The sequence below is a fragment of the Shewanella livingstonensis genome (assembly GCF_003855395.1).
In the GTDB taxonomy this organism is placed as follows: Bacteria; Pseudomonadota; Gammaproteobacteria; order Enterobacterales; family Shewanellaceae; genus Shewanella; species Shewanella livingstonensis.
On the sequence record NZ_CP034015.1, the window covers coordinates 1535704 to 1549112 of the forward strand.

The window sequence follows — 13409 nt, forward strand, 5'->3', positions numbered from 1 at the left end:
CAGATAAAAAATGATTATTTTAACGTTTTTCATATTCTGTATCTCGCGTCTATTTAACTATTCAGTCGAATTGAAGTATACTTGTGCGCGTAATTAAAGGTCATTAAATTAAGGAATGGGTCACGTGAATCCAATTGTAAAGAGTTTTGAGTATGGTCAACATACAGTCACCTTAGAAACAGGTGTTATTGCACGTCAAGCAGATGCTGCAGTTTTAGCAAGCATGGGCGATACCACAGTATTAGTTACTGTAGTTGGTAAAAAAGTAGCGGACTTAAGCCGTGACTTTTTCCCGCTAACTGTTAACTATCAAGAAAAAACCTATGCTGCAGGTAAAATACCTGGTGGTTTCTTCAAACGTGAAGGCCGTCCTTCAGAAGATGAAACTCTGATTGCACGTCTTATTGACCGTCCTATTCGTCCTTTATTCCCTAACGGTTTTAAAAACGAAGTTCAAGTTATTATCACTGTGGTTTCTGTTGATCCACAGATCGAGCCAGACATTGTTTCGATGATTGGTACCTCAGCAGCGTTAGCTATTTCTGGTATTCCTTTCAGCGGTCCACTTGGTGCTGCGCGTGTTGGTTATATCAATGACGAATATGTACTTAACCCAACAGTTGATCAGCTTGCAACAAGCTCGCTTAACTTAGTGGTTGCAGGTACTAAAGCTGCTGTGCTTATGGTTGAATCTGAAGCAAAAGCGCTTGCAGAAGAAATCATGCTAGGTGCAGTAAGTTATGGTCATGATCAACAGCAAGTTGTTGTTGATGCTATCAGTGAATTTAAAGCTGAAGCGGGTAAGCCTACATGGGATTGGACTGCACCGGTTCAAGATCCAGTATTAGTTGCCAAAATTAAAGAGCTTGCAGAAGCTGGCATGACAGAAGCTTATCAAATTGAAGTTAAGCAAGACCGTTATGTACAAGTCGGCATTGTTAAAGCGACTGCAAAAGCTGCGTTAATTGCAGAAAATCCAGATGTTGATGCTCGTGAAGTAGACAACTTATTGGGTAGCTTAGAGAAAAGTGTTGTACGCGGTCGTATTATCAGTGGTAAGCCACGTATCGATGGTCGTGAACCAGACATGATCCGTGCACTAAGTGTTTTAGCGGGTGTATTACCACGTACTCACGGTAGTTCATTATTTACCCGTGGTGAAACTCAAGCATTAGTCACCTGTACTTTAGGTACTGAACGTGATGCACAAAAGATAGATAGCATTATGGGCGAACGTACTAATCGCTTTATGCTTCATTATAACTTTCCTCCGTATTCTGTTGGTGAAACAGGTATGGTTGGCTCACCTAAGCGCCGCGAAATCGGTCATGGTAAGTTAGCATGGCGTGGTATGAATGCCGTGATGCCTTCTGCTGAAGAATTCCCGTACAGCATTCGTGTTGTCTCTGAAATCACTGAATCAAACGGTTCAAGCTCAATGGCTTCAGTATGTGGTACTTCATTAGCATTAATGGATGCCGGTGTACCGATTAAAACTTCAGTTGCTGGTATTGCAATGGGTCTAGTTAAAGAAGGTGACGATTTCGTTGTACTTTCTGACATCTTAGGTGATGAAGATCACTTAGGCGATATGGACTTTAAAGTCGCTGGTACTCGTGATGGTATTACGGCTCTGCAGATGGATATCAAGATTGAAGGTATCACTAAAGAGATCATGGATATCGCACTGCAACAGGCTTATGGCGCACGCGTTCATATTCTAAACGTGATGGACCAAGCTATTGGCACACATCGTGGCGATATCTCTGCTCATGCTCCACGTATCACCACTATCAAGATCAACCCTGAGAAGATCCGTGATGTGATTGGTAAAGGCGGCGCAGTAATTCGTGCGCTAACCGAAGAAACGGGTACTACGATTGAGCTTGATGACAATGGTACCGTGAAGATTGCCTCTTCAAATGGCGAAGCAACTAAAGAAGCTATCCGTCGTATTGAAGAAATCACTGCAGAAGTTGAAGTGGGTCGTATCTATAACGGTAAAGTTATCCGTATAGTAGATTTCGGTGCATTTGTTAACATTCTTCCTGGAAAAGATGGTTTAGTGCATATTTCACAAATCAGTGATGAACGTGTTGCTAACGTATCTGACCATTTAGAGATGAACCAAGAAGTTGCTGTTAAGGTAATGGAAGTGGATCGTCAAGGTCGTGTAAGACTATCAATTAAAGAAGCTCAAGCGAAAGAAACTGCTGAGTAATCTAATTTAACGGTTTTACGACATAAAAGGAGATCATTTGATCTCCTTTTTTTTATGTTCTAAAAAATAATCTGTAATGCGCATGGCTCTTAGATTGCCAGATTGCTATGATGTTGAATATTAATAGAACCTGATAAGGTAAAGCGGATGGAATGTAAAATACGCACCACAATCGTTGCCGTTGTTGTCGGTGCAAGTATGTTGTTGTCAGGATGTGCTTCAACGTTAGGTTCAAATGAAAATATTACAGGGCAGATAATTGTTGCTCCGGTCATGCCTGACTACAAATTGGAAGTAACACTGGCAAAGCTAAATGAAATTTTAGCGACTATGGAATTGACTGACGAACAACGTGCCCGTTTTCATTATGATCGTGGCGTCATTTACGACAGTGTTGGGCTACGTTTACTGGGCCGAATTGATTTTCATCAAGCTTTAAAGTTACAACCCGATTTAGCTGACGCATATAATTTTTTGGGTATTTACTACACTCAAGAAGGTGAGTTTGATAGTGCTTATGAAGCATTTGACGGTGTACTCGAATTGTCTCCTAGTTATGACTATGCCTTCTTAAACCGTGGCATTGCGCTATATTATGGCCAACGCTATGAATTAGCCATTAATGACATGAGAGATTTTTTTGCACGAGACCCTAGTGACGGTTATCGGGCTCTTTGGCTTTATTTGATGACGGCAGCGGTTGATAAAAATGCTGCATTAGCCAATTTAGCCGAGCAACGAAAGCAATTAAATAATCAAGCTTGGTCTAGTGTGTTGGTTGATTTTTATATTGGTAAGATTAATCAAAAACAAGTCTTTGCTGCAGCAAAAGTAGGTTTGACTCAACCAAAAGAGTACGCAGAGCGTTTATGTGAAGCTTATTTTTACTTAGCTAAACACGCAGCTGAAAATGGTCAATATCAGCAAGCGGCTAATTTTTATCGTTTAACCTTAGCAACCAATATTTATGATTTTGTTGAGCATCGTTATGCGAGAATCGAATTAGCTAAAATGAAAAATATGATCCAACAGTCTACTGAATTAGCATCGAAAAGCTAAAAAACACTTTGCCTAGCCAATTCTACCGATAGGCGCTATAATTTGCGCCTTTTTCAGCGGCTAGTGCAAGGTTAACATGTCAGGCAACAACGTTGAGGTCGACAAACGTCGGACCTTCGCCATCATTTCGCACCCCGATGCGGGTAAAACCACCATCACCGAAAAAGTACTTTTATTCGGAAACGCCTTACAGAAGGCCGGAACGGTAAAAGGCAAAAAGTCTGGTCAACATGCTAAGTCTGACTGGATGGAAATGGAAAAGGATCGTGGTATTTCTATTACCACCTCCGTTATGCAGTTTCCTTACGGTGGCGCACTCATCAATTTACTTGATACGCCTGGTCACGAAGATTTTTCTGAAGATACTTATCGTACGTTAACCGCGGTCGATTCTTGTTTAATGGTGATTGACTCCGCTAAAGGTGTTGAAGACCGTACCATTAAACTAATGGAAGTGACGCGTTTACGTGATACGCCGATTGTGACGTTCATGAACAAATGTGACCGTGATATTCGTGATCCGATTGAGTTAATGGATGAAGTCGAAGCTATTTTAAAGATAGCTTGTGCGCCTATTACTTGGCCCATTGGTTCAGGTAAAGAGTTTAAAGGTGTATATCACATTTTACGTGATGAAGTTATTTTATACCAAGGTGGTATGGGTCACACGATCCAAGAAGAACGTATTATTAAAGGATTACACAATCCTGAGCTTGATAAAGTACTTGGCTCTTATGCTTCTGAAATTCGTGATGAAATGGAACTAGTAGCCGGGGCTTCACATGATTTTAATCAAGAAGCCTTTTTAAAAGGTGAGCTAACTCCAGTATATTTCGGTACAGCTTTGGGTAACTTCGGTGTAGACCATATTCTGGATGGTATCGTTGAATGGGCTCCAAAGCCGCTTCCTCGTGAAAGTGACGTTCGAAATGTAACTCCGAACGAGGAAAAGTTCTCTGGCTTTATCTTCAAAATTCAAGCCAATATGGATCCAAAACACCGAGACCGTGTCGCTTTTATGCGCGTTTGCTCGGGGCGATATGAGCAAGGCATGAAAATGCACCATGTTCGCATCGGTAAAGATGTCAATGTCAGTGATGCTTTGACCTTTATGGCTGGAGACCGAAGTCGTGCTGAAGATGCTTATCCAGGTGATATTATTGGATTACATAATCATGGCACTATGCGAATTGGTGATACATTTACTCAAGGCGAAAAGCTTCGCTTTACTGGTGTGCCTAACTTTGCACCTGAAATGTTCCGCCGTATTCGCTTAAAAGATCCACTAAAACAAAAGCAGTTGCTTAAAGGCTTAGTACAATTATCTGAAGAAGGTGCGGTACAGGTCTTCAGACCAATTGATTCTAACGATTTAATCGTAGGGGCGGTTGGTGTGCTACAGTTTGAAGTGGTTGTTGGACGATTAAAAAGTGAATATAACGTAGAAGCTATTTACGAAGGTATTAGTGTGAGTACCGCACGTTGGGTGTATTGCAAAGATGAGCGTAAATTAGAAGAGTTTCGTCGTAAATGTAGTCAAAATTTAGCCCTCGATGGCGGTAATAACTTGACCTATATTGCGCCTACTATGGTTAATTTGAACTTATCAATGGAACGTTATCCTGATGTTGAGTTTGCCAAGACGCGCGAACACTAATTGTTAAGATAGACTTTGCAAAAATGTTAAAAAGGTGGCTTTGCTGCCTTTTTTTATTGCTGTTTTTTATAGAAAAATTAGGATAAATACGGTTATTGTTAAGCTGTTTATCGTAAACCCCTGGCTAAGATATATTTTGTGGTGTAATAAAATAGGATTAACGTTAGAAAATAAGCATAGTGATATGCCACCATTGAACTAGCCTGAAACAATATGCCAATATCTAAGCCGCCCGTAAATCAGGATTATATTCGCAATAAAATAGAGTTACCTTATGATTGATACTCATGCCCATCTCGACATGTCAGAGTTCGACAATGATAGAACACAAGTATTTGATGCGATGCACCAGAATGGGATTACGTCGGCAATTTTACCAGGAGTGTCAGTCGACCAATGGCAAAAGCAAATCGAAATAGCACAACAATTTGATTGTTATTTCTCGCTTGGTATTCATCCTTGGTTTGTGCCAGAAGACATTGATGCGGCCATTATTAAACTTAGTGGAATGTTGCAACAACATAGTAATAATAAGCGTTTGGTGGCTGTTGGAGAGTGTGGGCTGGATAAATTACATTATTGGTCTGATAAACAATTGTTGTTACTTGAGAAACAATTGTCACTCGCTCAAGCTTATCAATTACCGGTCATTTTACATGCGGTTAAAGCTCATCAACAATTACTCACAATGCTGGCTTGTTTTAAGCTAACAAAAGGCGGTGTCGTGCATGGTTTTTATGGCAACACTGACATTGCCAAGCGTTATATTTCACTGGGTTTTAAATTAGGCATTGGTGCTTTAATACTCAATCCAAGTGCAAAAAAGCTCCGTGAAACAGTGGTTAATTTACCCTTGGAACACTTTTTAATAGAAACAGACTCGCCAAGTATGCCTCCATTTGATCATCCACAATCACGTAACACCCCGCTCATTCTTCCTCGTGTCGTGTCCGAGATCGCATTTTTAAAGAAAAAGTCGACTGTCTGTATATTAGAACAGTTGAATAAAAATGCTTTGCAACTGTTTGAGCTTTAATTGTTTTTTTATGAACATGAGAACTTAAATTGTTTTTAATGTCGTAAGAGTTTGAAATTAAACTTTAAAAACTTGATCAAAACGACGCTTTTCATTTCGCGCTCAGTTATAATCGTCAACGGAAATTAGGTGAGTTAACAACATTCAAAAAAACTGTTAACAAAAGGGTGATGATTAATGGATATAGTAATGAGTTTGGTAGGGGTGGTCACCTTACTATTGATAGGTTTCGGACTATCAAATAATAGAAAAGCAATTAATGTTCGTACTGTCGGTGGTGCTTTAGCCATTCAAGCATTCTTTGCTGGTTTTGTTTTATATGTTCCAGTCGGTAAAGATATTCTGAAAGGTGTTTCAGACGCGGTATCAAGTGTGATTAGTTATGCACAAGCAGGTACTAGCTTCTTATTTGGTGATTTAGCTAACTTTAAAGTTGGTTTTATTTTCGCCATTAACGTATTACCTGTCATTATATTCTTCTCTTCTTTAATTGCAGTGCTTTACTACTTAGGCATTATGCAGTGGATCATCCGTATTATCGGTGGTGCATTACAAAAAGCATTAGGCACTAGCCGTACAGAATCTATGTCAGCGACAGCGAATATTTTCGTTGGTCAAACTGAAGCACCGTTAGTTGTGCGTCCGTTTATTGCGACTATGACTCAGTCTGAGTTATTCGCAATCATGGTGGGTGGTTTAGCATCAATCGCGGGTTCAGTATTAGCTGGTTACGCGCAAATGGGTGTACCAATTCAATACTTAGTTGCTGCGTCATTCATGGCTGCTCCAGGTGGTCTATTAATGGCTAAACTGATGCATCCTGAAACTGAAGCTGCTATCAACGAAATGGACGGATTACCAGATGATCCTGATAAGCCAGCAAACGTTTTAGATGCTGCTGCTTCAGGCGCTGCATCAGGTATGCACCTTGCATTAAACGTTGGTGCAATGTTGATCGCATTCGTAGGTTTAATTGCAATGGTTAACGGTATCATCGGTGGCGTAACAGGTTGGTTTGGTTTAGAGGGTATTACTCTAGAACTTATCCTTGGTTATATCTTTATGCCTCTTGCTTTCCTAATCGGTGTACCTTGGAACGAAGCGCTAGTTGCGGGTTCTTTCATCGGTCAAAAGATTGTGGTTAACGAATTTGTTGCTTACTTAAACTTCGCTCCGTATCTACTTGATGCATCTGCTGAAGGCTTCAAAGTAGTTGCAGAAACTGGCATCATGATGTCAGACCGTACTAAAGCGATTATCTCTTTCGCATTGTGTGGATTCGCTAACTTATCTTCTATTGCAATTTTACTTGGTGGTTTAGGTGCTATGGCTCCTTCACGTCGCCATGACCTTGCAAAATTAGGTATTCGTGCTGTTATCGCTGGTTCATTAGCTAACTTAATGAGCGCGACATTAGCCGGTTTATTCTTAGCAATCTAAGAGTAAGTCCAGGGGGAATACCCCAAAAAAACTGGGTCTTTAGATTAATAAAGATTAGAGACCCAGTTTGTAAGAAAGTTGTTATTGATTTTGTGTTAATCCACCGTTTCCCAATACGAATTTATGCTGTTTTAGTTAGTGTAAAAGAGGATGTGTTAAATCCTCTAGACAAGATTAAAATGTCAAATTGTTAATGATGTATGGACAGATAGTCGCGACATTGTTCACAAAAAAGAATTTTGTATTCGTTTTTTATCGATTAAATATTGAGATTTATATCAGTAACGATAAAATACGAATGATTAAAAAGAAGTGCTATCCAAGAAGATAGTTTAATAATATACATGGGGTTGATGATGAAAAAATTAAATACTTTAGTATTAGCAAGTACTGTTGCATTAGCGGGTTCTGCATTTACTGCTTCGGCTGCTGAACAAACTGGCGACATTCATGCTAACGATTACAAGTGGATGCAGTTTAACATTATGTATGCAATCGATGAGCATCCAATTGCAAACGAAGATGAAGCAACGCATAACTATTTAGAAATGGAATTTGGCGGTCGCTCTGGTTTTGTTGACTTATATGGATACGTTGATGTTTTCAACTTAGCTAACAATGATTCAGGCGATAAAGATACCGGCGCGAGCAAAATGTTCATGAAGTTAGCTCCTCGTTTCTCTCTTGATGCCATTACTGGAACCGATTTATCTTTTGGCCCAGTTCAAGAAGTTTATTTATCTACTCTATTTAACTGGGGTGGCGGTGCTATCAGTACAGCTGGCAACGGCGAAGGCGATGTTAACATGTCTTTCTGGGGTGTTGGTGCTGATGTAATGGTTCCATGGTTAGGTAAAACTGGCATGAACTTATACGGTGCTTATGACATTAACCGTAAAGACTGGAATGGTTACCAATTCTCAGCTAACTGGTTTAAGCCATTTGTTTTCTTCGAAGACAAAAGCTTCTTATCTTTCCAAGGTTATGTTGATTACCAATTCGATATGGACGAAGAATATTCAGGCCAAAACAGTGATGGTAACTATAACAACACTGAACACGGTGGCGCTGGTTTCTTAGGTCTTTACTACCATACAGACCGTTTTGCTTTAGGTTATGGTGCTAAATATTTCTACCACTCATACGGCTTAAATGACAACGCATTTAAGAATCAGTTCTTTGATGGTTTGAATACTACTGGTTGGACTCACTTCTTAACCGCGACATACAAAATCTAGTCGTTTAAGATATGATTTATTGGAGCCGCATTTGCGGCTCCTTATTTTATAGTAGAAACGACTTCGAACTTTCATTTAAAATCATTGTCTAATATAATAATATGGCTTATCAAGATATAATATCAAAATAAGGCATTTTTTATTAAGAGTGTTTTTATATAAAAGTTTGTATGCTACAACGTTTTATTTTTACGCGCTAAAAAGGATTTTTCGCGGAATAGCTGAAACAAATATCTTTGTTTTGCCTTTTCCGGTCTTCAAGGATTCAAGTCGTGGTACTCGTTATCAGATTGAATACTTAGGTTAGTAAATAGTACCTAGATTTACTGGCAATACTGAAGGCCCGGCCATAATTCTAATAATATGCCTGCTCTATAGTGTTGCCTGAAAAAAATTATCTACTTTGATTTTTCGTTTCGGAGAGCAATTATGACTGATTTAAAAAAAGCAGCGTTACGCGGTATTTCATTAATGGATTTAACTACATTAAACGATGATGATACCGATCAAAAAGTGATTGATTTGTGCCACAAAGCCAAGTCTGCAGCAGGTAATACTGCAGCGATTTGTATTTACCCTCGCTTTATTCCTATCGCCCGCAAAACACTTAATGATCTTGATTGTGAAGACATTAAAATTGCAACAGTGACTAACTTTCCACACGGTAACGATGACATTGCCATCGCAGTATTAGAGACTCGTGCAGCTGTTGCCTATGGCGCAGATGAAGTTGATGTTGTATTTCCATACCGTGCATTAATGGAAGGTAATGAGACTGTTGGTTTTGAACTCGTTAAAGCGTGTAAAGAAGAGTGCGGCGATGATGTACTTTTAAAAGTGATTATCGAATCTGGCGAGTTAAAAGATCCTGCTCTTATTCGTAAAGCCTCAGAATTAGCTATCGATGCCGGTGCTAATTTTATTAAAACATCAACCGGTAAAGTCGCGGTTAATGCTACTCTTGAAGCGGCTGAAATTATGTTAACCGTTATCAGCGAAAAGAATCGTCAGGTTGGTTTTAAGCCTGCTGGCGGTGTGCGTGATGCCGCTCAAACTGCAGAGTTTTTAGACCTAGCTGAACGTATTTTAGGTGCTGATTGGGTTAGCCCGCAAACTTTCCGTTTTGGTGCTTCTAGCTTGTTAAATAGCTTGTTGCATACATTGGAATTAGTAGAAGCTCCTAAGCCTACTTCTGGTTACTAATCGCATAGATAGTCCAAAATCTCAGTATGGCCTTGGATCATTGCCGTACTGAGGCGCTATCACTTGATAGCATCCTATTATTAAAGGCGACCCTAAAGGTGATGGGTTGCCTAAAGGGAGACGTAACATGTTTTTAGCTCAAGAAATTATTCGTAAAAAACGTAATGGCGATGTATTAAGCACTGCAGAAATTCAATTCTTTGTTGATGGCATCACTCATAACACGGTTTCAGAAGGCCAAATTGCTGCGTTTGGCATGGCGGTTTATTTCAAAGATATGAATATGGATGAACGGATTGCATTAACGATTGCGATGCGTGATTCCGGAACGGTATTAAATTGGGATTCACTTGATCTAAATGGCCCTATTATCGATAAACATAGTACCGGCGGTGTTGGTGATGTCATCAGTCTAATGCTTGGCCCTATGGCTGCTGCTTGTGGTGGTTATGTGCCGATGATTTCTGGTCGTGGTTTAGGTCATACCGGTGGTACGTTAGATAAATTTGATGCTATTCCTGGTTATCAGACCGAACCTTCAAGTGAGTTGTTCCGCAAAGTCGTTAAAGACGCTGGTGTAGCCATTATTGGTCAAACAGGCGATCTTGTTCCAGCCGACAAGCGCTTTTATTCAATCCGAGATAACACTGCTACGGTTGAGTCAATTTCACTTATTACGGCATCTATTTTATCTAAAAAATTAGCCGCAGGCTTAGATGCCCTTGCTATGGATGTCAAAGTCGGTAGTGGTGCATTTATGCCAACTTATGAAGCCTCTGAAGAGTTAGCTCGCAGTATTACAGCTGTAGCCAATGGCGCAGGCACAAAAACGACTGCATTGTTAACGGATATGAACCAGGTCTTGGCATCATGTGCGGGTAACGCAGTAGAGGTGCGTGAGGCGATAAACTTTTTGACTGGTCAATATCGTAATCCTCGTTTATATGCCGTTACTATGGGCTTATGTGCAGAAATGCTGGTTTTGGGCGGTATTGCACAGAATGAAGCAGAAGCGCGTATTAAACTGAATACTGTATTAGATAACGGTAAAGCAGCAGAGGCATTTGCTAAAATGGTCTCTGGCTTAGGTGGCCCAACAGACTTTGTTGAGGCATATGATAAATATTTACCTCACGCGAAAATTATTCGCCCAGTGTATGCCAACACCTCTGGTTTTGCATACAAAATGGATACTCGTGAACTTGGTTTAGCTGTTGTTACCTTAGGTGGTGGCCGTCGCAAACCAGGTGATGCATTGGATTACAGTGTTGGATTAACGCAAGTATGCGCACTGGGTCAACAAGTTAACCAAGATGTGCCGTTAGCAATGATCCATGCTCAATCTGAAGATGCCTATGCAGAAGCTGCCGCCGCCATTCAACAAGCCATTATTATTGGTGATAGCGCGCCTGAAAAAACGCCTGAAATATATCGTTATATTCGCGCTTCAGATTTATAAAGGAAATATATAATGAAACGTACTTTTATTTTAATGCTCGACTCTTTTGGTGTTGGTGCTGCTACCGACGCCGATAAATTTGGTGACGTTGGCTCAGATACTTTTGGTCATATCGCACAAGCTTGTGCAGAAGGTAAAGCGGATATCGGTCGTAAAGGACCATTAAAGCTACCAAACCTTGCTCGTTTAGGCCTTGGCCATGCTGGTTTTGAAAGCACAGGTCAATTTGCTGCAGGATTTGATGATAATGTCGAGCTTATTGGCGCCTATGGCCATGCCGATGAATTAAGTTCAGGCAAAGATACGCCGAGTGGACATTGGGAAATGGCAGGTGTTCCTGTCCTTTACGAGTGGGGTTATTTCAGTGATTTAACCAACTCATTCCCAAAAGCGTTAACCGACAAAATTCTTGAACGTGCTGGTTTAGACGGATTCTTAGGCAACAGCCATGCATCGGGTACAAAAATTCTGGAAGAGTTAGGCGAAGAGCATATGAAAACAGGTAAGCCTATTTTCTATACCTCAGCGGACTCTGTTTTTCAAATAGCGTGTCATGAAGAAAGTTTTGGTTTAGAAAATTTATATAACTTGTGCAAAATTACCCGTGAAGAGCTAGAGCCGTATAACATTGGCCGTGTCATTGCTCGTCCGTTTGTAGGTTCGGGTCCTGCTGATTTCGCTCGTACTGGTAACCGTCATGATTATGCGGTATTACCACCAGCACCTACAGTATTAGATAAGCTTAAAGATGCTGGTGGTGAAGTAGTCAGTATTGGTAAAATCTCTGATATATATGCTCACAGCGGCATTACTCAACAATTTAAAGCGACAGGTCTCGAAGAGTTATTTGACGAAACGTTGACGCAAATTAAACGTGCTGGTGACAACACCATAGTGTTTACTAACTTTGTTGATTTCGACTCTCATTATGGCCATCGTCGTGACACCGCCGGTTATGCTAAAGCACTTGAGTATTTTGATTCTCGTTTACCTGAACTATTAGCCATTTTACAGCCTGAAGATTTGGTGGTATTTACAGCTGATCATGGCTGCGATCCTACTTGGGTTGGTACCGAACACACTCGTGAGCGTGTTCCAGTACTTGCTTATGGCGCAGGTTTATCTGCAGGTTCATTAGGCCGTCGTAAATCGTTTGCCGATATTGGGCAGTCTATTGCAAGTTATTTTGAGTTAGAACCGATGGGTTATGGTGAATCTTTTATTAATTAGTCACATTTTCAAACGACGGTTCTATATAAAGTCCAATGCTTTTGCTAAACTGTAAATATAATTAAGTGATTCAAAATATAATAGAAACATAGGGGTTATAACATGGCTACACCACATATTAATGCTGTTGAAGGTGCTTTTGCTGAAACGGTACTTTTCCCAGGCGATCCATTACGTGCAAAATACATTGCTGAGACATTTTTAGAAAACGTTGAGCAAGTCACTGATGTGCGTAACATGCTAGGTTTTACCGGTACATATAAAGGTAAACGTATTTCTGTTATGGGTTCAGGTATGGGTATCCCATCTTGTTCTATCTATGCACATGAATTAATTAAAGACTACGGTGTTAAGAACTTAATCCGTGTTGGTACTTGTGGTGCTATTAGCGCTGACGTAAAAGTGCGTGACGTTATTATCGGTATGGGCGCATGTACTGACTCTAGAGTTAACCGTTTACGTTTTAAAGATAACGACTTTGCCGCTATTGCTGATTACAGCTTACTGAGTGCAGTTGTTGATTCTGCTAAAGCACATGGCACTAAAATTCGTGTTGGTAACGTTTTTTCTGCTGACTTGTTCTACACTCCAGATCCTCAAATGTTTGATGTTATGGAAAAAATGGGCATTTTAGGCGTCGAAATGGAAGCCGCTGGTTTATATGGTGTTGCACATGAGCTAGGCGCTAAAGCCTTATGTGTTGTAACCGTATCAGACCACATCCGTACTGGTGAGAAAACCACCTCTGATGAGCGTCAAACAACATTCAGCGACATGATTATCATGACTTTAGATGCAGCGTTAACACTGTAATTTAAACGTTAGTCATAAAAAGGGCACTCATTGAGTGCCCTTTTTTATGTTTG

Annotated in this window: 10 protein-coding genes; all 10 read left to right on the top strand. The window is 40.3% G+C overall.

Features of this window, described 5'->3' with window-relative positions:
- The first annotated feature begins 124 nt into the window (after positions 1-124).
- The 10 genes from pnp (at position 125) to deoD (ending at position 13356) form a co-directional block, all read left to right on the top strand.
- Positions 125-2221, top strand: a complete 2097-nt coding sequence (gene pnp, locus EGC82_RS06670) for a polyribonucleotide nucleotidyltransferase (protein WP_124730073.1) — start codon at positions 125-127, stop codon at positions 2219-2221.
- A 147-nt stretch (positions 2222-2368) separates the two neighbouring features.
- Positions 2369-3280, top strand: a complete 912-nt coding sequence (gene nlpI / locus EGC82_RS06675; RefSeq protein WP_124730074.1) for a lipoprotein NlpI — start codon at positions 2369-2371, stop codon at positions 3278-3280.
- Positions 3281-3356: 76 nt separating this feature from the next.
- The gene (gene prfC, locus EGC82_RS06680; protein ID WP_124730075.1) at positions 3357-4937 is read left to right on the top strand and encodes a peptide chain release factor 3; all 1581 of its coding nucleotides are present in this window, start codon (positions 3357-3359) and stop codon (positions 4935-4937) included.
- A 274-nt stretch (positions 4938-5211) separates the two neighbouring features.
- Positions 5212-5973: a TatD family hydrolase gene (locus EGC82_RS06685; protein ID WP_124730076.1), complete on the top strand. Its 762-nt coding sequence runs from the start codon at positions 5212-5214 to the stop codon at positions 5971-5973.
- Between the two features lie 177 nt (positions 5974-6150).
- A complete protein-coding gene (locus EGC82_RS06690) occupies positions 6151-7413 on the top strand; it encodes a NupC/NupG family nucleoside CNT transporter (RefSeq protein WP_124730077.1) in 1263 nt (420 codons plus the stop codon).
- A 353-nt stretch (positions 7414-7766) separates the two neighbouring features.
- Positions 7767-8651 carry a nucleoside-specific channel-forming Tsx family protein gene (locus EGC82_RS06695; RefSeq protein ID WP_124730078.1) on the top strand — a complete coding sequence of 295 codons (885 nt, stop codon included), beginning with the start codon at positions 7767-7769 and terminating at the stop codon, positions 8649-8651.
- 429 nt (positions 8652-9080) lie between these two features.
- On the top strand, positions 9081-9854 hold the full coding sequence (gene deoC, locus EGC82_RS06700) for a deoxyribose-phosphate aldolase (protein WP_124730079.1): 774 nt from the start codon (positions 9081-9083) through the stop codon (positions 9852-9854).
- A gap of 127 nt (positions 9855-9981) precedes the next feature.
- Entirely contained in the window at positions 9982-11313 is a 1332-nt protein-coding gene (deoA, locus tag EGC82_RS06705) for a thymidine phosphorylase (RefSeq protein ID WP_124730080.1), read from the top strand.
- Between the two features lie 12 nt (positions 11314-11325).
- Positions 11326-12543: a phosphopentomutase gene (locus tag EGC82_RS06710; RefSeq protein ID WP_124730081.1), complete on the top strand. Its 1218-nt coding sequence runs from the start codon at positions 11326-11328 to the stop codon at positions 12541-12543.
- A 102-nt stretch (positions 12544-12645) separates the two neighbouring features.
- Positions 12646-13356 (top strand): purine-nucleoside phosphorylase, encoded by a 711-nt coding sequence (deoD, locus tag EGC82_RS06715; protein ID WP_123777169.1) that lies wholly within the window; start codon positions 12646-12648, stop codon positions 13354-13356.
- The last annotated feature ends 53 nt before the right edge of the window (positions 13357-13409 follow it).

Excerpts from the sequence above, each read along its gene's own strand:
- nlpI (WP_124730074.1), top strand. The coding sequence starts at position 2,369 with ATGGAATGTAAAATACGCACCACAATCGTTGCCGTTGTTGTCGGTGCA.
- prfC (WP_124730075.1), top strand. The coding sequence starts at position 3,357 with ATGTCAGGCAACAACGTTGAGGTCGACAAACGTCGGACCTTCGCCATC.
- EGC82_RS06685 (WP_124730076.1), top strand. The coding sequence starts at position 5,212 with ATGATTGATACTCATGCCCATCTCGACATGTCAGAGTTCGACAATGAT.
- EGC82_RS06690 (WP_124730077.1), top strand. The coding sequence starts at position 6,151 with ATGGATATAGTAATGAGTTTGGTAGGGGTGGTCACCTTACTATTGATA.
- EGC82_RS06695 (WP_124730078.1), top strand. The coding sequence starts at position 7,767 with ATGATGAAAAAATTAAATACTTTAGTATTAGCAAGTACTGTTGCATTA.
- deoC (WP_124730079.1), top strand. The coding sequence starts at position 9,081 with ATGACTGATTTAAAAAAAGCAGCGTTACGCGGTATTTCATTAATGGAT.
- deoA (WP_124730080.1), top strand. The coding sequence starts at position 9,982 with ATGTTTTTAGCTCAAGAAATTATTCGTAAAAAACGTAATGGCGATGTA.
- EGC82_RS06710 (WP_124730081.1), top strand. The coding sequence starts at position 11,326 with ATGAAACGTACTTTTATTTTAATGCTCGACTCTTTTGGTGTTGGTGCT.
- deoD (WP_123777169.1), top strand. The coding sequence starts at position 12,646 with ATGGCTACACCACATATTAATGCTGTTGAAGGTGCTTTTGCTGAAACG.